The organism is uncultured Stenotrophomonas sp., from assembly GCF_913778665.1.
Taxonomy (GTDB): Bacteria; Pseudomonadota; Gammaproteobacteria; order Xanthomonadales; family Xanthomonadaceae; genus Stenotrophomonas.
The window spans coordinates 37,285-56,754 of the sequence record NZ_CAJYVQ010000007.1 but is presented as its reverse complement, the minus strand read 5'-3'; the positions used below and the strand labels follow the sequence as shown (position 1 = coordinate 56,754).

Below are 19,470 nucleotides of genomic sequence, written 5' to 3'. Positions count from 1 at the left end.
GCAAACGAAAACGCCGGGCAGGGCCCGGCGCTACCGTTCAACGCTTGCGTTGAAAACTCAGGACGTCATCCGGTCCCAGAAGCCTTTCACGCCATCCATGAAGGTGGCCGACTTCGGCGAATGCTTGCGCGCTTCCTCGCCGACGAAGGTGGCTTCGAACTGCTCCAGCAGCTTGCGCTGTTCGTTGGTGAGGTTGACCGGAGTCTCGACCACCACGCGGCAGTAAAGGTCGCCTTCGCTGCGGCTGCGCACCGAACGCACGCCCTTGCCGCGCAGGCGGAACAGCTTGCCGGTCTGGGTTTCGGCCGGGATGCGGATCTCCGCTTCGCCGCCCAGCGTGGCCACGCGCACGGTATCGCCCAGGGCCGCCTGCGAGATGCGGATCGGTACTTCGCAGTGCAGGTCGTCGCCATCGCGCTGGAAGATGGCGTGCTCGCGCACGCGCACTTCCACGTACAGGTCGCCCGGCGGCGTACCGGCCGGGCCGGCTTCGCCCTCGCCCTGCAGGCGGATGCGATCGCCGGTATCGACGCCAGCCGGCACCTTCACCGACAGCACCTTGTCTTCCTCGACACGGCCGTTGCCATGGCAGGTCTTGCAGGGCTTGGCGATGATCTGGCCACGGCCGCCGCAATTGTGGCAAGCCTGCTGCATGGCGAAAATGCCGCGCTGGATACGCACCTGGCCGCGGCCATGGCAGACGTTGCAGGTCTCGACCTTGCCGTCTTCCGAGCCACTGCCATCGCAGTCACTGCACTCGGCCAGGGTCGGAATCTCGATGCGGCGTTCGACGCCACGCACCGCTTCTTCCAGATCCAGCTCCATCACGTAGCCGATGTCGGCGCCGCGACGGGCCTGACGCGGACCGCCACCGCCGGCACCCCCGAAGATGTTGCCGAAGATGTCGCCGAAGATATCGTTCATGTCCGGGCCACCCGGACCGCCGCCACCCATGCCGTGCTCGAACGCGGCGTGGCCGTGGCTGTCGTACATGCGGCGCTTGTTGCCGTCGGACAGCACTTCGTAAGCTTCCTTGCACTCCTTGAAGGAGGCTTCGGCCGCCGCATCGCCCGGATTGCGGTCCGGGTGGAACTTCATCGCGCAGCGACGGTAGGCCTTCTTCAGTTCTTCGTCGCTGGCGGTGCGGGCAACGCCCAGCACTTCGTAGTAATCGCGCTTGCTCATAAGGTGAATCAGTTTCCGGAAAGTCGGGATTCGTCAAAGCGGAAGAGCGGAACCAGGTCCGCTCTTGCGTCGGGCGCCCCGACACGCCGGGCGGCGGCCAGGACCCTGGTACGACAACGGGACGCTGGCAGGCAGCGCCCCGTGTCGGTCCGGATCAGGACTTCTTGTCGTCCTTGACTTCGGTGAACTCGGCGTCCACCACGTCATCCGCCGCCTTGCCTGCGTTGCCAGCGTCGCCACCCGGGGCGGCACCGCCCTGGTCGGCCGAGGCCGCAGCGAACAGCGCCTGGCCGGCTTCTTCCAGCACCTTCGACTTGGCTTCGATCTGTGCCTTGTCGTCGCCCTTCATCGCAGTTTCCAGATCGGCCAGTGCCGCTTCGACCTTGCCGATGACATCGCCGCCGACCTTGCTGCCGTGCTCGGTGATCGCCGAGCGCGTGCCGTGGATCAGGGCGTCGGCCTGGTTGCGGGCCTGCACCAGTTCCTGGAACTTCTTGTCTTCTTCGCGGTTGGCTTCCGCGTCGGCGACCATGCGCGCGATCTCTTCCTCGGACAGGCCCGAACCGGCCTTGATCTCGACCTTCTGTTCCTTGTTGGTCTTCTTGTCCTTGGCCGACACGTGCAGGATGCCGTTGGCGTCGATGTCGAAGGACACTTCCACCTGCGGCAGGCCGCGCGGGGCCGGCTCGATGCCGGACAGGTCGAACTTGGCCAGCGACTTGTTGAAGCGGGCCTGTTCGCGCTCACCCTGCAGCACGTGCACGGTCACCGCCGACTGGTTGTCCTCGGCGGTGGAGAACACCTGCGAGGCCTTGGTCGGGATGGTGGTGTTCTTCTCGATGATCTTGGTGAACACGCCACCCATGGTTTCGATGCCCAGCGACAGCGGGGTCACGTCCAGCAGCAGCACGTCCTTGACGTCGCCGCCCAGCACGCCGCCCTGGATCGCAGCACCCAGCGCCACGGCTTCGTCCGGGTTGACGTCCTTGCGCGGTTCCTTGCCGAAGAACTCGGTCACCGCCTGCTGCACCTTCGGCATGCGGGTCTGGCCACCGACCAGGATCACTTCGCTGATGTCGCTCGAACGCAGGCCGGCATCGTTCAGGGCGACGCGGCACGGCTCGATCGACTTCTTGATCAGGTCGTCCACCAGCGCTTCCAGCTTGGCGCGGGTCAGCTTGATGTTCAGGTGCTTCGGACCCGAGGCGTCGGCGGTGACGTACGGCAGGTTCACTTCGGTCTGCTGGGCGCTGGACAGCTCGATCTTGGCGCGCTCGGCGGCGTCCTTCAGGCGCTGCAGGGCCAGCGGATCCTTGCGCAGGTCGATGCCCTGGTCCTTGTTGAACTCTTCAACCAGGTATTCGATGACGCGGTTGTCGAAGTCTTCGCCGCCCAGGAAGGTGTCGCCATTGGTGGCCAGCACTTCGAACTGCTTCTCGCCGTCGACGTTGGCGATCTCGATCACCGAGACGTCGAAGGTGCCGCCGCCCAGGTCGTACACCACGATCTTGCGATCCTTGTTGTCGCCCTTGTCCAGGCCATAGGCCAGCGCGGCCGCGGTCGGCTCGTTGATGATGCGCTTGACGTCCAGGCCGGCGATGCGGCCGGCGTCCTTGGTCGCCTGGCGCTGGCTGTCGTTGAAGTAGGCCGGCACGGTGATGACCGCTTCGGTGACCTTCTCACCGAGGAAGTCCTCGGCGGTCTTCTTCATCTTTTCCAGCACCTTGGCCGAGATTTCCTGCGGCGCCATCTTCTTGCCATCGCTGGTGGCCACCCAGGCGTCGCCATTGTCATGGGCCAGGATGCTGTACGGGACGTGCGCGATGTCCTTCTGCACTTCGGCGTCGGTGAACTTGCGGCCGATCAGGCGCTTCACCGCGTAGAAGGTGTTCTTCGGGTTGGTCACGGCCTGGCGCTTGGCCGAGGCACCGACAAGGACTTCGCCGTCCTTGGTGTAGGCGACGATCGACGGGGTGGTGCGATCGCCTTCCGAATTCTCGATGACGCGGGCCTTGCCGCCGTCCATGATCGCCACGCACGAGTTGGTGGTGCCGAGGTCGATACCAATGATCTTGCCCATGGGGAGACTCCTGAGGATGCTTGTTGGGGTCAGTCCGGCCGTTCGGCCGGTGGATGAATACGATGTGGGGGAGGCCCGTGGAACATTCAAGCCATCCCCCGAACGCTGTGTTTCCGGTCGCCCGGCGCGTTCAGCGTCGGGTCGGGTCGGGTGACGGGTCATTCCCGTCGCCCGGCCCCGCAGAATCAATCGGCGGCCACCACCACCAGCGCCGGCCGCAGCAGGCGCTCGTTGAGCAGGTAGCCCTTCTGGAATACGGTCACCACGGTGCCGGGTTCCGCGCCCTGCGCCGGCACCTGGCTGATCGCCTGGTGGTGTTCCGGGTTGAACGGCTGGCCGGTCGGGTCCAGCAGGACCAGGCCGTTGTCGGCGGCCACCTTCAGCAGCTGCTTGTAGGTCAGCTCCAGGCCTTCGCGCAGCGGGTGCGGGTCGTCGCCAGCGGCCTTCAGCCCCGCATCCAGGCTGTCGAACACCGGCAGCAGTTCGCCCAGCAGCTTCTCGTTGGCAAACTTGCGGGCCTGCTCGATGTCGCGGGCCACGCGCTTGCGCTGGTTCTCCAGGTCGGCGCGCTCGCGCAGCGCATCAGCCTTGACCTGCTCGACTTCGGCGCGCAGGCGCTCCACTTCGTCATTCACGCCGGCGGCGGCGGCCGCATCGGCGGCACTCTGCTGGGATTCGATATCTGGATGTTCGTGGTTCATGTCTGGGTCCCTGGCGGTCAGTCTCCGCCTTCCACCCACCCTAGTGTGGGCGGGATGCTGCGTTTCAAGCGTCGGATGTTCCGGGAGTGCGCCCGGCCGGCGAAAAGGCCGCGCCAAGCACATCGGCGGTGGCCTGGACCAGCGGGATCACACGGTCGTAGGCCATCCGCTTCGGGCCGATCACGCCCAGCACGCCCAGCACCTGGCCATTGGCGGTATACGGCGCGGTGACCAGCGAGACTCCCTGCAGCGGCATCATCCCGGTCTCCTCGCCGATGAAGATGCGCACGCCCGGCGCCTGGATGGTCCGCTCCAGCAGCTGCAGGATCTCGCGCTTGCTGGAGAACAGCTCGAACAACTCGCGCAGGCGCTCCAGGTCGGACAGGTCCTGCACACCCATCAGCCGGGTCTGCCCGGCCACCAGCATGTCGTCGGCCGGTGGCTGCAGGGCCTGCTCAGCCAGCTCGATGCTGTGTGCCAGCAGCTGTTCCAGCTCGGAGCGCGCGTCGCGCAGCTCCAGCAGCAGGCGGGTACGGATCTCGGCCATCGGCAGGCCGGCAAAGTGGGCGTTGAGGTAGTTGGCGACCTGCTCCAGCTGCCCCGGCGCGAACTCCTGGCGGGTCTCGATGACCCGGTTCTGCACCTCGTTGTCGGCGAACACCAGGATCGCCAGCACCCGGCGCCCGTCCAGCGCCACGAAATCGATCTGGCGGAAGGCGAACTGCTCGCGCCGCGGCGCACTGACCACGCCGACGAAGTGACTCATTGCCGACAGCAGCTCCGAAGCGCTGCCGAGCAGGGCCTGGGTGCTGCCGCCGCCGGCCAGCTCCTGGCGCAGGCGGGCCAGCTCGCCTTCGCCGGGCGGCTGCATCTGCAGCAGGCTGTCGACGAACACCCGGTAGCCATGTGCGGTCGGGATGCGCCCGGCCGACGTATGCGGCGACGCCAGCAGCCCCAGGTCCTCCAGGTCCCCCAGAATGTTGCGGATGGTGGCCGGGCTGACCTCCAGGCCGGCCACGCGCGCCAGCGTCTGCGAACCGACCGGCTCGCCGTCCTGGATGTAACGCGCGATCAGCGTGCGCAGCAGATGGCGCGCACGCGGGGCAAGCTGGTCGGGAGAACCGTGCATGGAATCAACCTGTGAGACACGGACACTAGATAATGGCGGCGCATCACCTTGGCAAGTCATTGGACCTCCCCCGCCCGCGTGCTAGCGTTGCGCGGCTGCTGATACCCCCTTACCCATGCTCAGACATCTTTCGATCAAGGATTTCGCCGTCGTCCGCGCCACCGAACTGGAGTTCGGGCCAGGCATGACCGTGGTTTCAGGCGAGACCGGCGCCGGCAAGTCGCTGATGGTCGACGCGCTGGGCTTCCTGTCCGGCCTGCGCGCCGACAGCGGCGTGGTCCGCCACGGCGCCGCCCGCGCCGAACTGTCGGCCGAGTTCGCGCTGGACCAGCTGCAGGCCGCGCGCCAGTGGCTGGCCGACAACGAGCTGGACGATGAGGAACAGTGCCAGCTGCGCCGGGTGATCCGCGCCGACGGCGGCTCAAGGTCGTGGATCAACGGCCGCCCGGTCACCCTGGCACAGCTGGCCGACCTGGCCGGGTTGCTGGTCGAAATCCATGGCCAGCATGAGCAGCAGGCGCTGCTGACCCGTCCGTCGCAGCTGGCCCTGCTCGACGCCTATGCCGGAAACGAGGCTGAGCGCCGCCAGGTGCGCCGCGCGGCAGCGGCCTGGCAGGCGCTGGTCGACGAATCGCTGGCACTGTCGCAACAGGGCGACGTCAGTGACCGGATCGGCTTCCTGGAGCACCAGCTGCGCGAACTGGACCGCGAGGACCTGCAACCGGAGTCGATTGTCGCGCTGGGCGCCAGCCATCGCCGCCAGGCCCATGCCAGCGCCCTGCTGAGCGCCTGCCAGGCAGCCAGCAACCAGCTCAACGGTGACGACGGCAGTTCCGCGCTGGACCTGCTGCAGCAGGTGCGACACGAGCTGTCGCGCCTGATCGAACACGACCCGCGCCTGGGCGAGGTGGACGGCCTGATCGAGAACGCCTCGATCCAGCTGCACGAAGCCCTGTCGTTGCTGGACCGGGTGCACGACGACCTCGACGCCGACCCGGAGCAGTTCGAAGAGAACGAGCGCCGGCTCGGCCGGCTGCACGACCTGGCGCGCAAGCACCGCGTGCCGATGGACGAACTCGGCGCACAGCGCGAGCGCATGCATGCGGAAGTGGAACTGCTGCGCGGCGCCGACGAGCGCCTGCAGCGACTGGCCGGCGAGATCGACAAGGCCGCGGCCGCGTGGCGCGTGCAGGCCGAGCTGCTGACCGCCAGCCGCCGCACCGCCGCCGCCGAGCTGTCGGCCACCACCACCGGCATCATCGCCGAGCTGGGTATGGGCGGCGGCCAGTTCCTGATCGAACTGGAACCGCAGGACACCGGCAAGCCCGACCCGCAGGGTGCCGAACGCGTGGAGTTCCTGGTCGCGGCCAACGCCGGGCAGCCGCCGCGCGCCCTGCGCAAGGTCGCCTCGGGCGGTGAACTGTCGCGCATCTCGCTGGCTATCGAAGTGGCCGCGCTGGACCTGGATGCAGTGCCGACCATGGTGTTCGATGAAGTCGACTCCGGCATCGGTGGCGCGGTGGCGGACATCGTCGGCCAGAAGCTGCGAGCGCTCGGCGAGAAGCGGCAGGTGCTGTGCGTGACCCACCTGCCGCAGGTCGCCTCCAAGGGCCATGCGCATTACCGGGTCAGCAAGGCGCCGGTGGAAGGCATGACCCAGAGCGCGGTGGAAAAGCTGGACAGCAAGGCGCGCGAGGAAGAGCTGGCGCGCATGCTGGGCGGCGTGGAAGTCAGCAAGGAAGCCCGCGCCGCTGCACGCAAGCTGCTGCAGGTGTAACGCCGGCCGCGCCCATGCCCGGCTTCCGCACGGCAGTGCCGGATCACGCCAGGGGCTTGGCCAGATTCACGTGCTCCACCAGGAAATCGAGGAACGCGCGCACCCGCAGGGGCAGATAGCCGCCCTGCCCCAGGAACACCGCGTGCACCTCTTCGAGGTCGCCGGGGTTGGCCTCCTCCAACACCGGCAGCAGGCGCCCGGCGATGATATCGGCCTGCACCTGGAACGCCGCCAGCCGTGCCAGCCCCAGCCCCCCCAGCACCAGCTGGCGCAGCGCATCACCATTGCTGGCGCGGGCATTGCCGCTGGGAAGCAGCATGCGCTCGCGACCGTCGTGCAGCAGTGGCCAGCCCTGCATTGCCCGCGCATGGCCGATATCCAGCCGGTTGTGCGCCTGCAGTGCATCAACGGTGGCTGGCAAGCCGTGGCGCTGCGCATACGACGGTGCGGCCACGATCATCATCCGCGTCGCGCCCAGCCGCCGCGCAACCAGGCTGGAGCTCTTCAGCGGCCCAGCCCGTACCGCCACGTCGGTGCGCTGTTCCAGCAGGTCGATCACCTCGTCATTGAGGGTCAGGTCCACGCCTACCTGCGGGTTGCGCTCCAGGAACGCCGGCAGCAGCGGCAGCAGGAAATGCTGGCCGAACGGCACATTGGAATTGACCCGCAGCCGCCCGCGCGGCTCGGCATGGGCGCTGGCACAGCGTTCGGCCTCGTCCAGATCGGCCAGCACGCGCAGGCCGCGCTCGTAGAACGCGCAGCCTTCCGGGGTCAACTGCAGTTGCCGGGTCGACCGCTGCAGCAGGCGCGTACCCAGCCGCTGCTCCAGCCGCGCCACCAGCTTGCTGACCGCCGACGGGGTCATGTCCAGCGTGCGGGCGGCCGCGGAAAAGCCGCCGGTCTCGATCACCCGCACGAACACTTCCAGTTCGCCGGATCGGTTGATGTCGGAGCGCGCCATGGCGATGAATCCAGTTCACAGATGATTATCCGTGCGCAGTCTAGTTCACAGATGAGGGCGGAATCACCATGGCGGCTCCCCACTCCGGAACCGCCCGATGGACCGCCTCCTCCAGCTCGCAGCCACCGCACTGATCACCCTGTCCGGCGTCGCCAGCGCCGCCCCTCCACCACACTGGGTGGCCAGTTGGCAGGCCAGTCCGCAACCCGTCTGGGGCACGGATTTCCTGTTTCCGACCCTGGTCCCGGCCTCACTGCACGGCCAGACCTTCCGCCAGACCGCGCGCATCAGCCTGGGCGGCCCGCGCCTGCGCATCCGGCTGAGCAATGCGTATGGCACGCAGCCGCTGCGGATCGGCGCTGCCAGCGTGGCCGCGCACGCCGGCGCAACGCCGCAGGCGCTCCGTTTTGACGACCAGCCCGGCGTGCTGATCGGCCCCGGACAGGAACGGCTGAGCGATCCGCTGCCACTGGCCACGGATGACCGGCAGGCGCTGCAGATCAGTGTCTTCGTGCCCGGGCCGGCGCCGGTGCAGACGTTCCATTGGGAGGGTCGGCAGACCAGTTGGATTGCGCCCGGCGACCAGAGCCAAGCCCAGGCACTGAGCGGCGCCAGCAGCACCACTGCCCGCCTGTTCCTGGCCGGCATTGAGGTCGAGGCCGCCCCCAGTGCTCGCAGCGTCGTGGTGATCGGCGATTCGATCACCGACGGCGCGACCGCCAGCCTCGATGGTGACCAGCGCTGGACCGATCTTCTGGCCGCACGCCTGGCCCCACAGGGGGTGGCCGTGGTCAACGCCGGCATCTCCGGCGGCCGGCTGCTGCACGACGGCATGGGCGAAGCCGCGCTGGCCCGCTTCCAGCGCGATGTGCTGGATCAGCCTGGCCTGGCCAGCGTGATCGTGCTGATCGGCATCAACGACATCAGCTGGCCCGGCACCGCCTTCGCCCGTGACCAGCGCCGTCCCTCGCTCGCAGAACTGCAGGCGGGCTACCGTGCGCTGGCCGGAGAGGCCCACCGCCGGGGCGTGCGCATCCTGGGGGCCACGCTGACACCGTTTGCCGGCGCCCTGCCCGGCACGCCGCTGGACGACTATTACCAGCCCGACAAGGACGCGCTGCGCCAGCGGCTCAATGCCTGGCTGCGCACCGACGGACCGTTCGATGCGGTGATCGACCTGGACGCGGCCCTGCGGGACCCCGCCGATCCGTCACGGATGGCCGTCCCTTATGACTCCGGCGACCACCTGCACCCGGGCGATGCGGGCAACCGCGCGATGGCCGAGGCGGTGGATCTGGAGATCCTGCTGGGTAGCAAGCCCTCTTCTGAAGGGAAAGGGCTCTGACCCCATCAACGAAAAACCCCGGGCAAGCCCGGGGATCTGTCGCGTCCGGCTGCCCGGAACGGCTTACTTGCGCTTCTTGCGCACGTACAGCACCAGCGAGTGTTCTTCCAGCTCGTAGCCGTGATCTGCCGCGATCTTGCGCTGCAGCTCCTCGATCTCGTGGCTTTCGAACTCGATGATCTTGCCGCTGTCGACATCGACCATGTGGTCGTGGTGGCCGCCGCGGTCCAGCTCGTAGACGGCCTGGCCGCCTTCGAAATTGTGCTTGAGCACGAGGCCGGCGGCCTCGAACTGGGTCAGCACCCGGTACACCGTCGCCAGGCCGATCTCGTCGCCGTGCTCCAGCAGCTGGCGGTAGATGTCTTCGGCGGTCATGTGGTGCTGGGCATTGCGCTGCTCGAGCAGCGCCAGGATCCGCATCCGCGGATGGGTCACCTTCAGGCCGACTTTACGCAGGTCGTGGGTTTCCATAGGTCTCCGTTCATTGGCGATTTAGCGCCAGCTGCCTCGGATTGGGTCGCGGTGGCACGCCGGGAGTGTATCATCGGTTTGATTTCCCCAACCGCCAGTCCCGATGCGCAATCTCCTGTTGGTCGCCGCCGTCGCCCTGTCCACCACCGGGTGCGGCATCATCTACAAGCAACCCATCTATCAGGGCAACCTGATCCGGGAAGATGCCGTGGCCAAGCTGCAGGTCGGGCAGAGCAAGCAGCAGGTCACCGCGCTGCTGGGCACCCCGTCCATTCCCGACCCGTTCCACGCCCAGCGCTGGGATTACACCTCCAGCCAGCGCGTGAACCGCCTGGGCCGTACCGAAGTGAAGAACTTCGTCGTGTTCTTCGAGAACGACAACGTGACCCGCTGGGAAGGCGACTACTTCCCGGGCAATGACAAGGCCCTGGCCCAGCAGACCGTGCGCCAGTTCGGCCGCAATCTGCCGAAGGACAAGAAGAAGAAGGGCCGCTGAGCCCCCCTGCCCATCCCGACGGACGGGTCGCGGGTGTCAACCGCCGAGCGCGCGTCGCCGGCGGTTGTCCTTGGGGTCAGCCAGCAGCGGGCGCAGCAGCTCGATGCGGTCGCCCTCCAGCAGGGCCTGCTGCGGGCGCGCCAGCACGCCATGCACGGCCACGGCCGGACAGCCGTCACTGCCCTCCAGCGCGGCGGCGGCAATGGCATCGGCCACGGTCGCGCCGTCTTCCAGCCGCAGCCGGCGTGACAGCACACGTTGCGGCCAGGCCAGCACTACCTCTACCTCGATCATCGCTCAGGCCTCGTCGGCGACGCGAACGAAATCATTGACCATCCGATCGGCCAGCCCCTGGAAGCCGATCGCCAGGGCCGGGCCCAGCAGGCGCGAGCTGGGTTCAAATTCCAGGGTCAGCGTGACCTTGCAGGCATCTTCGGCCAGCGCATGGAATTCCCAGCGGCCGTGCAGCTGCTTGAAGGGGCCATCACGCAGCTGCATGTCGATGCTGTGTGGCCGCTGCAGGGTGTTCTCGGTCTGGAACCAGGTGCTGAACGAACCCAGGCCCAGATCCAGGCGCGCCACCAGGCGGTCCTCGCCCTGCTCCAGGATCTGGGCAGCCGAGCACCAGCGGAAGCGCTGCGGATAGGCCTGGACATCGTTGACCAGGTCGAACATGCGCGCGGCCGAATGTTCGACCAGGGCGCTGCGGCGGATAGTAGGCATGAATACAGGACGTTTCGGCAATCGACCGGGCGGGCCCGAATCGGAGACAATACGGAAATGAGCAAGAACAGCGGCAAGGATAAAGCAAAGAGCGCGACGGCCAACAAAACCATCGCGTTGAACAAGCGTGCCCGCCACGAGTACCACATCGAAGATCGCTTCGAGGCTGGCCTGGCGTTGCAGGGCTGGGAGGTCAAGTCGATCCGCGCCGGCCGCGGCAACATCGTTGACGCCTACGCCTATGTGAAGGATGGCGAGATCTTCCTGATCGGCGCGCAGATCACGCCGTTGATCCAGGCGTCGACCCATGTGGTGGCCAACGACCGGCGCGAGCGCAAGCTGCTGCTGCACCGGAGCGAGATCGACAAGCTGGTCGGCAAGGTCGAGCGCGATGGCTACACGATCGTGCCCACCGCGATGTACTGGAGCAAGAACAAGATCAAGCTCGAAGTCGCGCTGGCCAAGGGCAAGCAGACCCACGACAAGCGCGATGCCGCCAAGGACCGCGACTGGGCAATCGAGAAGCAGCGCGTGATGCGTCGCGGCAACCGCGACGCGTAAGCCAACCGCGTATCTGTAGCGTCGAGCCATGCTCGACCATCCTGGGCTTCTGAAGGGCCGAGCCATGCTCGGCTTCGGCAGGAACGCCGCCGAGCGCAGGCACGGCTCTACAAGCTGGGTCAGCCGGCCAGCACACCCAGCTTGCGCATCCGCGGCGCCAGCGCTGCATGCATCACCGCCAGGTGCATGACCACAGCCAGTTCGCGCGCGCAGCGGTCATCCCCCGCCCGCCATCGCCGGGCCAGCTCGGCGGCGTCGTCCGGCAGCAGCGCCAGCAGCTGGGTATCGTCCAGCGCATCGGCCGCGCCCTGCAGCTGGCGGGCCATCTGCCGTGACTGCCAGACATGCACACCGATGCTGAGGCTGGCCAGCGACATCAGGACCACGGCCAGGCCGTGCTCGAACCACTGCGACAACACCTCCGGCCCCCACAGCAGGGCCGCCACTACCCCCAGGGCCGGCAGTCGCCAGCCCAGCCAGTGGATACGCCCACGCTGCGGCCAGTGGACCACCACCGCACTGGCCACCAGCGCCGCGGCGGCGGTGGCCGGCAGCTCGGTGAGCCAGGTGGCCGCGAGCAGCACCGCCAGCACCGCCCAGACCCAGCCCGGCGGCAACGCACGGCGCTGGTAGTCGGCGCCGACCGGACCGATCAGCTGCCGCAGGCTGCGTTGTTGGCTTGCATCGGTCACCTACAAACTCCGTATCTGTCCTGGCCCGGATGGTCGCCGCCAGTGTGTCGCAAATTCGTGCCAATGAAGTTACCAATCCGCTATGCCGGTGGCACTACATCTTGCTGACGATTGCCAAGGTGACTGTTCAGCTGTTTTGCCGTAGCATTGCCAGCGTTGGGCAGGCCCTGCCCGTGGCGACACGGAATCGGCCCTGTACCTTGCAGCACTGTAGAAACCGGGGGTGCATTGGTTTCGACGGGGGTTGTGAAGTCGCCTGGCGCATGCCGAGGGGGTAGCTTTCCTCGTAAATCCAGCTGCAAAACTCTAGTTGCCAACGACGACAACTACGCTCCGGTCGCTCTCGCAGCCTAAAAACTGCGGTGCGTGACCTTCTGCCGACTTAGGCGGAGCCTCGAAACTGCTTGTGTCCATGCTCGCAGCGTAGAGTCACTATCATGGAATCGCGCTGGGCGGCTGCCTGTCAGTCCGGCACTAGAACACAACAGGCTGGTTCCCGGATGCGCTTTGCGCACCGTGCTGTTCGGGGACGAGATCCAACGGTGAGCTAAGCATGTAGTGCTGGGGATGGAGTGCCTTCGGACGGCGGTTCAATTCCGCCCACCTCCACCATCTGTATGGCCTCTCGGGGCCACGAAAAGCCGGACAGCCCGTCGATTGGGGTCCGGCTTTTTTGTTTTGCGACGATGCCCTCACCTGCCTTGTCCCGATGTCCCTGCCAATGCCATGTGCATGGCAGGCAGTCACAGATTCTGAGACCCATATCCAATAGAGTCCTTCCGTCACACGACGTGACCCAACACCTGAAAGGACATCAGATGAAGCACATCACCCTGTACGTGGGCCTGGCCGCAGCGTTGGCATTGGGGCAGGCCTCCGCTGCCACGCCAGGCTCGCGTTATCTGCAGCTTGCCGCTGATCAACGGGTACAACCCGGCACTAGCACGCTGCTTTCAAGTCAGATCGAATTGAGTGCGCCTGGCTGGGTGTATGTACAGTCGGACGGGCGTTATTTCCCGGGTGGGAGTTCTGCTGCCAACGCTTACATCACCATCAACGGCGAAATCGTCTCCAACGACAGCTATATCGACTGGCGGCAGTCGACGTCCGCCCAGCAGCACTCGTTCAATGCCATCGGCGCCAAGTACCTGCCGGCCGGACGACATACGGTAACGCTGGCCGGACAAGCCATCGGCTCGGCGGTCAACTTCGGTTCGGCAAGCAACCTCTCCGTACTCATCACCTCGGCGGGGTCGGTTACCAACAGCCGTCTCCCGGGCGACAGCGCGCAGCTTGACTTCAGTACCGTAGGCAGCCCGGAAGGGATGGCACTGCAGACCAAGGACCGCAAGCTGCTGATGACCGCCCAGGCAGGCAATCCCGGCGGCCCCATCGTGGCCATGGCATCGGGCCGCGCGTTCGCCTGGGGAAACTACGGCGACGGCATGCTGGGTATTTTCCTGAACGAGCAGGAGCCGGGCATCGAATCGATGACCTGGTCGATCAATGACATCTTCAGTGGCGCAGAAACGCAGGCCCCCTTCTATTCGCAGGGCCTGTTCGTCAATCCGCCGGCTTACAGCAGCGTCAGCTTCGTCGCCTCTGAATCGCCGTACTACCAGCCGCAGGACGCCAACACCAACAACGTGAAGTACAAGTTCGGTGCAAATTCGCGGCTGGTCACCCTGTCCAACGGCTTTGGCGTGGTCGGCAAGGGGCTGAACCCAGGATTCAACTACGCCGCGGCGGGCCCTTACCGCCGCTTCGCCTATGTCTGCGTTGGGACCAATGGATTCGCGCCCGGCTGCCCTCCGGTGGGCTCACAGGTGGTCATTGGTGAGGGCCAGGTCTGCATCCCGCAGGGGCACAACGGGGTGGTGCTGTTCTCGACGAAGTCCCGCGTGCAGGGTGACCCGAACGACGGTGGTGGCAGCGTGTTCCTGTTCCTGAAGATCGATGGCCAGCAGGTGGGCAGCCTCGGCACCCAGCAGTTGGGATCGCAGCCGGACGCCGTGAGCACCCGGACCATTTCAGCCAGCTATCTGAGTGCGGGATCGTCCGCGCTGGCAACGGGCTGCCACACCGTACAAGCGGTCGCGCAGGTTCTGGGAGATTTCCGCCACATGTCGCTCAACGCCGACATGCCCCTTGTCTGGTTCGACTGACACCTGACGCCGGGTGGGGCCGGTGGCCGGGTCAGCCCGGTCACCCGTCCTCTGGGTAACCTGCCGTTTGCGGAAAATCATCGCGCACTGTCGCATCAGAAGACTACCCGCACCGCACCGTGCTGCGGGCCATACCCCGCACGCGATCGCAGGCGACGATTACGAATGTTGTTCCGCTGCGGCGAAGTGCCAGATCACGCGGCAACCGCCTGGCCTACGCTACACCCAGCGCCGCACGCGCTGGCAGAACAGCACGTAGGCCTCGGGAAAACGCGCCAAAAGTGCGCGTTCTTCCGGCACGATCTGCCAGCGGGTGATGTACAGCACGAACATCGGCACGGCCAGCAGCGCGACCGGATTCTGCAGGTACAACATGGCGCCCGCCAGAACAATCGCCTGCCCAAGATACATCGGGTTGCGCGTGTGGCGGTATACCCCGTGGGTGACCAGCGCGCTCGACGCCGATGGGCGCAGCGGATTGACCGTGGTGCGCGCACGCTGGAAGGCCAGCTTCGGCAGAAGGTTCAACGCCACGCCAATCGCCATCACTGCGCTCGCCAGCACGACGGGGCACGGTAGCGGCAGCAACGCGCACGGCAACAGGCGGCTACCCGCGTAACCGGTTACCCCACACAGCAGCATCACCAGCGGCGGCGGAATCCGCGTTTCAAGCCACGCCATCGGTGCTCCTGCATCGGACCTTTTCACTCCAGAATCACACGGAAATGCCTGAATCGCCAGGCAGGCGGCACGACCCGCGTGCAAACCGACTGCCCGGTATCTTCCGATTTGACAGGCCGACCGCTAGAGTGGCGCCACCGCGCAGGAGGATCGAATGGCTACCACGGGCTTGGGCTTCATCGGCCGCACGACCCTCATCATCATCGTGCTGCTCGGCCTGGGCGGCTGCGCGACGCTGCGCCAGTTCGGGCCGTCGGTGCAGGTCGCTTCGGTCACGCCCGGCCAGTACATCGCGCTCAAGCGCGGCGATATCCTCACCTCCGGCAAGCTCAGCGCGGCGACCACCGAGACTCTGCGCGTGGCCGGGCTCGATGAGGCGGCCTGTGCCAAGCCCGGTCTGCCCTGCATCGAAGCGATGGAAGCCAGCATCGTGGTGCGCGAAGAGGACAAGCGTTCAAGCCTGGCCGAGCTGTGGCTGCAGTACGCGATGACCCTGCCCGCGCCGAAGCGCGAGTATTCCACCTCGGGCCGCGCCAAGACCGCCATCACCGAACTGGATGTCGACTTCCAGCCGCGCCTGGACGCGTGGATGCAGGTCGCGCGGCAGGCCTACGCCTATCTGTTCTTTACCGAGCGCACCGCCAACCAGCGCGGCTTCGAAGACCGACAGACGCAGGTGCGCGACTACTACAACCTGGCCGTGCAGGAAGCCTCGGTGCAGCTGTACAACGCCTACGCCACCGGCCGCGTGCAAAGCCAGGCCAACCGCTTCCAGCTGGGCCGCTGGACCTTCGTGCTGGCACCGTCCGGTGAAGACTCGCAACTGGATACGCGCACCCCCAGCGAGCTGGTGCCGGCGGCCTCGCTGTCGTTCACCGGCACGCTGCGCAGCGTGCATCGCCGCGACGGTTTCGGTGCCGAGCTGGTCGCGGTGATGAACGACCCGGCCGCCACGACAGCGGCAGCCACGCCCGCCTCGGACACCCCCGTTGCAACTACGCAGAGCTGGAGCGAGATGCCCTCGCCGTCGATGACGGTGCTGCTGCGCTTCTCGGGCAAGAACCTGTGGGAAGTGCTGCACGACGACGAGCCCGAACTGGAGATCCACGATCCCTACCAGGTCACCGAAGTCACCCTGCACGGCCAGCAGGTGCCGCTGGCGGCCAACTTCACCGCCGGCTATGCGCTGTGGCTGGCCCGTTCCAACTTCAGCCACCAGTCGCTGCGTTCGCTGTTCGGCGGCAAGGGCGGCATCGACACGCCGCATCTGTACATGATGCAGCCCTACGACCCGAACCGACGCGTGCTGCTGATGATCCATGGACTGGCCAGCAGCCCGGAAGCCTGGGTCAACGTCGCCAACGAACTGATGCGCGACGACGAGATCCGCGAACATTTCCAGATCTGGCAGTTCTACTACCCGACCAACATGCCCATCGCGATGAGCCACGATGCGATGCGCCGCACGCTGGCCGAGGTGCTCAAGCACTTCGACCCCAGCGGCAAGTCACAGGCGTCGCATGACATGGTGCTGGTCGGGCACAGCATGGGCGGAGTGATCGCGCGGTTGATGGTATCGTCTTCCGGCGACCACCTGGTCGATACCCTGCTGGCGACCGCGCAGATGACGCTGGCACAGCGCGAACTGCTGCGCACCAAGGGCGCACCGGTGCTGACCTTCCTGCCCGAACCGGAAGTGACGCGGGTGGTGTTCATCGCCACGCCGCACCGCGGCACCGAGGTGGCCGGCACCCGGCTCGGGCGCTGGATCGGGCGCCTGGTACGGCTGCCGCTGACCGTACTGGAGGACGTGACCACGCTGGCCAATGATGGCCAGATCGATCGCAGCGATGGCAAGCACGGCTACCCGATGAACAGCATCCAGAACCTGGACAAGGATGATCCCTTCGTCCGCGCGGTGGCCAACCTGCCGATGTCGCCGAAGGTGCATTACCACTCGATCATTGCCCGCGCCAAGGCCGATGGCCCGCTGGACAGGACCGATGACGGGCTGGTGCCGTACTGGAGTTCGCACCTGCCGCATGCCGATTCGGAGAAGGTGATCGTGTCCGGCCACAGCGTGCAGGAAGCCACGCCGGCCATCGTCGAGCTGCGGCGGATCCTTCACGAAGACATGCAGCAGCATGACGCGGCGATGAAGTAGTGGCCGGCAACTGAGGGAAATCCCTCATCGCGCGTGCGCACCGGCCCTCCTATGCTGGCCGCACATCCCCGCAGGAGGTCCGCATGAACACGCCCGAACCCAGCCACCAGCCCAGCCCTGACCCGGCCGAGCGCGACGCCTTCTTTCCGTCGCCCTACTCGCTATCGCAGTTCACGTCGGCGAAGAGCGACCTGTCCGGCGCCGACTATCCCGACGCGCGCCGCGATGGTCGCTGGAAAGTACTGATGATCGCCGCGGACGAGCGCTACCTTCCGACCGCCAGCGGCCACCTGTTCTCCACCGGCAACCATCCGGTCGAGACCCTGCTGCCGATGTACCACCTCGACAAGGCTGGCTTCGATATCGACGTTGCCACGCTGTCGGGCAACGCCGCCAAGTTCGAGTGGTGGGCGTTCCCGCGCGAGGACAAGGAGATCGGCGGGCTGTACGAGCGTTACGAGTCGCGCTTCCGCCAGCCGCTGCGGCTGGACGATGTGGTGGCATCGTTGGGTGCTGATTCCGAGTACGCGGCCGTGTTCATCCCAGGCGGCCACGGCGCGCTGATCGGCCTGCCGCAGAGCCGTGCGGTGAAGGCCACTCTGCAGTGGGCAATGGCCCAGCAGCGCCACATCATCACCCTCTGCCACGGCCCGGCCGCCCTGCTCGCCGCCGGCGTCGACGAAGCCGATGGCGGCTCGCTGTTCCGCGGCTATCGCATCTGTGCCTTCCCCGATGCGCTGGACCGGCAGACGCCGGAGATCGGCTACATGCCTGGCCAGCTGCTGTGGTTCTTCGGTGAGCGGCTGGCGCAGCAGGGCGTGCAGGTCGTCAACGCAGGCATCGACGGCAGCGTGCTGCAGGATCGCCTGCTGCTGACCGGCGACAGCCCGCTGGCCGGCAATGCACTCGGCAAGCTGGCCGCACGCACCCTGCTCGACGCACTGGCGGGACGCTGATCGGATGACTGCGCTGGTGCAGGCGTTGCTGGAACTGGAACGCGCCCGCTCGCTGAGTGCGGTGGGTGCGGTCCTGCGCAGCATCGCGGCACCGCTCGGCTATGACCGTGTGCTGGTGTTCGCCACCGGCACCGGCCTGGAGCGTGGCGCGCAACGCGTGTACTGGATCGAGGGCGACTGGTTCGGTGACGGCCGCGCCACCGACCTCGCCCGCTACCTGCATGCCTGTCCGGTCAATCGCCATGTGCTGGACTGCGACGCGCCGTTTTTCTGGAGCAAGCGCCAGAGCGTGCGCGGTGAACGCTACTAGGTGGTGAAGCAGCCGCGCGGCGAAGGCCTGCATGGGCTGCAGGTGCCGGTGTTCGGCATCACCGGCCTTGAAGGCGCGGTCAGCTTCGCTGGCACGTCGATCGATGCCTCGGCCAGCGCGCGCCTGTTGCTGGACGCTGGTGCAACCGCAGCATTCCGCGCCGCGCGACACCTCGCCGAGGCGCCTGCGGAACTGTCAGTCGGTGCACTCAGCACGCGCGAGCGCGAAGTGCTGCGCTGGGTCGCCGCTGGACGACGCCAGGCCGAGATCGCCGCCACGCTGGGACTGTCGGCACGAACCGTGGAAAACCACCTGCGCCGCGCGCGCCAGCGCCTCGGCGTGGCAACCACGGCACAGGCGATCCGTGCGGCCAGCCGTCGCGGCGAGATCGAGGACTGATCCCGAGCCCGGCACTTCCGACGCGCAGGCCTGCGTGCTACACATCCCCCTGCGCATGTGCGCGATTGCAGAAGGCAGGGAGATGCTGATGAAACTGCAACTGGCCGCGATGGCCGCCTTGGTGGTAGCAACCGCAACGCTGGCTCCGTCGGCGGATGCCAATGCCGGAGTTCCGGGAACAACGATCTCCTGCGTACCGGTAAACGTGGACCGCAACCGCGTCCACCAGCACTGTACGGAAACCTACGTCGACGAGCAGGGCAACGTGCACGAGGCCGAGTACTGGATCGACGAGTACGGCAATCCCTACCTGAAGTAGGCCCCCATCAACAAGGAGCGTGAGGATGAGACTGCATGAAGGTCTGTCGGCAGGTGCGTTTGCCGCCCTGCTGGCCGCAGCAATGCTGGCCCCTGTCGCCACCGCGACAGCCGCCGAAATCGTCGAGGTGCAGGAAGAATGCGTGCCCTTCCGAGTCGCTGGCAACGTGTTCCACCAGCGCTGCACATCGTACGTGGTCTACGACAATGGCACCCGTGAAGTCACCGGGCATTACAACCGTGACGAGAACGGGATGATCTACGACCCCTGATCGTGCCACCGTCGCCCGCCGGGCGGGCCCTCGCTGCCCGCCCGGCCCCTGCCAGCCGCCCATCCCGGCATACCGCTGCCCTTG

The 19,470-nt window shown here is 66.7% G+C and carries 19 protein-coding genes, 1 other RNA gene and 1 pseudogene; 11 read left to right on the top strand and 10 right to left on the bottom strand.

Features of this window, described 5'->3' with window-relative positions; all coding sequences use genetic code 11:
- Nucleotides 1–57: 57 nt before the first annotated feature.
- From dnaJ to hrcA, 4 genes are all read right to left on the bottom strand, one after another.
- A complete protein-coding gene (gene dnaJ / locus QZ853_RS08655; protein WP_295572027.1) occupies nucleotides 58–1,185 on the bottom strand; it encodes a molecular chaperone DnaJ in 1,128 nt (375 codons plus the stop codon).
- A gap of 154 nt (nucleotides 1,186–1,339) precedes the next feature.
- Nucleotides 1,340–3,265: a molecular chaperone DnaK gene (gene dnaK, locus QZ853_RS08650; protein WP_295572026.1), complete on the bottom strand. Its 1,926-nt coding sequence runs from the start codon at nucleotides 3,263–3,265 to the stop codon at nucleotides 1,340–1,342.
- A 185-nt stretch (nucleotides 3,266–3,450) separates the two neighbouring features.
- On the bottom strand, nucleotides 3,451–3,966 hold the full coding sequence (gene grpE, locus QZ853_RS08645) for a nucleotide exchange factor GrpE (protein ID WP_295572024.1): 516 nt from the start codon (nucleotides 3,964–3,966) through the stop codon (nucleotides 3,451–3,453).
- A 64-nt stretch (nucleotides 3,967–4,030) separates the two neighbouring features.
- Nucleotides 4,031–5,095 carry a heat-inducible transcriptional repressor HrcA gene (gene hrcA, locus QZ853_RS08640; protein ID WP_197591844.1) on the bottom strand — a complete coding sequence of 355 codons (1,065 nt, stop codon included), beginning with the start codon at nucleotides 5,093–5,095 and terminating at the stop codon, nucleotides 4,031–4,033.
- Nucleotides 5,096–5,210: 115 nt separating this feature from the next.
- On the opposite strand from hrcA, the gene recN reads away from it, so the two are divergent.
- Nucleotides 5,211–6,872 carry a DNA repair protein RecN gene (gene recN / locus QZ853_RS08635; RefSeq protein WP_295572023.1) on the top strand — a complete coding sequence of 554 codons (1,662 nt, stop codon included), beginning with the start codon at nucleotides 5,211–5,213 and terminating at the stop codon, nucleotides 6,870–6,872.
- Nucleotides 6,873–6,915: 43 nt separating this feature from the next.
- Here recN and QZ853_RS08630 read toward each other — a convergent pair whose 3' ends face one another.
- The gene (locus tag QZ853_RS08630) at nucleotides 6,916–7,833 is read right to left on the bottom strand and encodes a LysR family transcriptional regulator (protein WP_295572022.1); all 918 of its coding nucleotides are present in this window, start codon (nucleotides 7,831–7,833) and stop codon (nucleotides 6,916–6,918) included.
- A gap of 97 nt (nucleotides 7,834–7,930) precedes the next feature.
- On the opposite strand from QZ853_RS08630, the gene QZ853_RS08625 reads away from it, so the two are divergent.
- Entirely contained in the window at nucleotides 7,931–9,178 is a 1,248-nt protein-coding gene (locus tag QZ853_RS08625; RefSeq protein ID WP_295572020.1) for an SGNH/GDSL hydrolase family protein, read from the top strand.
- Nucleotides 9,179–9,241: 63 nt separating this feature from the next.
- On the opposite strand, the gene fur is transcribed toward QZ853_RS08625, so the two are convergent.
- Entirely contained in the window at nucleotides 9,242–9,649 is a 408-nt protein-coding gene (gene fur, locus QZ853_RS08620; protein WP_005409235.1) for a ferric iron uptake transcriptional regulator, read from the bottom strand.
- Nucleotides 9,650–9,752: 103 nt separating this feature from the next.
- On the opposite strand from fur, the gene bamE reads away from it, so the two are divergent.
- Nucleotides 9,753–10,145 carry an outer membrane protein assembly factor BamE gene (gene bamE / locus QZ853_RS08615; protein ID WP_049446301.1) on the top strand — a complete coding sequence of 131 codons (393 nt, stop codon included), beginning with the start codon at nucleotides 9,753–9,755 and terminating at the stop codon, nucleotides 10,143–10,145.
- A 36-nt stretch (nucleotides 10,146–10,181) separates the two neighbouring features.
- Here bamE and QZ853_RS08610 read toward each other — a convergent pair whose 3' ends face one another.
- Nucleotides 10,182–10,439 carry an RnfH family protein gene (locus QZ853_RS08610; protein WP_295572018.1) on the bottom strand — a complete coding sequence of 86 codons (258 nt, stop codon included), beginning with the start codon at nucleotides 10,437–10,439 and terminating at the stop codon, nucleotides 10,182–10,184.
- Between the two features lie 3 nt (nucleotides 10,440–10,442).
- Nucleotides 10,443–10,868 (bottom strand): type II toxin-antitoxin system RatA family toxin, encoded by a 426-nt coding sequence (locus tag QZ853_RS08605; RefSeq protein WP_295572016.1) that lies wholly within the window; start codon nucleotides 10,866–10,868, stop codon nucleotides 10,443–10,445.
- A 57-nt stretch (nucleotides 10,869–10,925) separates the two neighbouring features.
- Here QZ853_RS08605 and smpB point away from each other — a divergent pair, with 57 nt between their 5' ends.
- Entirely contained in the window at nucleotides 10,926–11,429 is a 504-nt protein-coding gene (gene smpB / locus QZ853_RS08600; protein ID WP_040007975.1) for an SsrA-binding protein SmpB, read from the top strand.
- A gap of 119 nt (nucleotides 11,430–11,548) precedes the next feature.
- On the opposite strand, the gene QZ853_RS08595 is transcribed toward smpB, so the two are convergent.
- Entirely contained in the window at nucleotides 11,549–12,121 is a 573-nt protein-coding gene (locus QZ853_RS08595) for a hypothetical protein (RefSeq protein ID WP_295572015.1), read from the bottom strand.
- A gap of 219 nt (nucleotides 12,122–12,340) precedes the next feature.
- Here QZ853_RS08595 and ssrA point away from each other — a divergent pair.
- Both ssrA and QZ853_RS08585 read left to right on the top strand, forming a co-directional pair.
- Nucleotides 12,341–12,733, top strand: a transfer-messenger RNA (tmRNA) gene (ssrA, locus tag QZ853_RS08590).
- A gap of 206 nt (nucleotides 12,734–12,939) precedes the next feature.
- Nucleotides 12,940–14,286 carry a hypothetical protein gene (locus QZ853_RS08585; protein ID WP_295572014.1) on the top strand — a complete coding sequence of 449 codons (1,347 nt, stop codon included), beginning with the start codon at nucleotides 12,940–12,942 and terminating at the stop codon, nucleotides 14,284–14,286.
- 219 nt (nucleotides 14,287–14,505) lie between these two features.
- Here the strand turns inward: QZ853_RS08585 and QZ853_RS08580 are convergent, their stop codons facing one another.
- Entirely contained in the window at nucleotides 14,506–14,967 is a 462-nt protein-coding gene (locus tag QZ853_RS08580; RefSeq protein ID WP_295572013.1) for an isoprenylcysteine carboxylmethyltransferase family protein, read from the bottom strand.
- A 154-nt stretch (nucleotides 14,968–15,121) separates the two neighbouring features.
- Between QZ853_RS08580 and QZ853_RS08575 the strand changes: the two genes are divergently transcribed.
- The 5 genes and pseudogenes from QZ853_RS08575 (at nucleotide 15,122) to QZ853_RS08555 (ending at nucleotide 19,386) form a co-directional block, all read left to right on the top strand.
- Nucleotides 15,122–17,131, top strand: coding sequence for an alpha/beta fold hydrolase (locus QZ853_RS08575; protein WP_295572011.1), 2,010 nt, complete (start codon nucleotides 15,122–15,124; stop codon nucleotides 17,129–17,131).
- 83 nt (nucleotides 17,132–17,214) lie between these two features.
- The gene (hchA, locus tag QZ853_RS08570) at nucleotides 17,215–18,087 is read left to right on the top strand and encodes a glyoxalase III HchA (protein WP_295572009.1); all 873 of its coding nucleotides are present in this window, start codon (nucleotides 17,215–17,217) and stop codon (nucleotides 18,085–18,087) included.
- Nucleotides 18,088–18,091: 4 nt separating this feature from the next.
- Nucleotides 18,092–18,796: pseudogene (locus QZ853_RS08565) on the top strand (PA1136 family autoinducer-binding transcriptional regulator).
- Nucleotides 18,797–18,884: 88 nt separating this feature from the next.
- Entirely contained in the window at nucleotides 18,885–19,115 is a 231-nt protein-coding gene (locus tag QZ853_RS08560; protein WP_295572007.1) for a hypothetical protein, read from the top strand.
- 25 nt (nucleotides 19,116–19,140) lie between these two features.
- Nucleotides 19,141–19,386 carry a hypothetical protein gene (locus QZ853_RS08555; RefSeq protein ID WP_295572005.1) on the top strand — a complete coding sequence of 82 codons (246 nt, stop codon included), beginning with the start codon at nucleotides 19,141–19,143 and terminating at the stop codon, nucleotides 19,384–19,386.
- Nucleotides 19,387–19,470 lie beyond the last annotated feature (84 nt).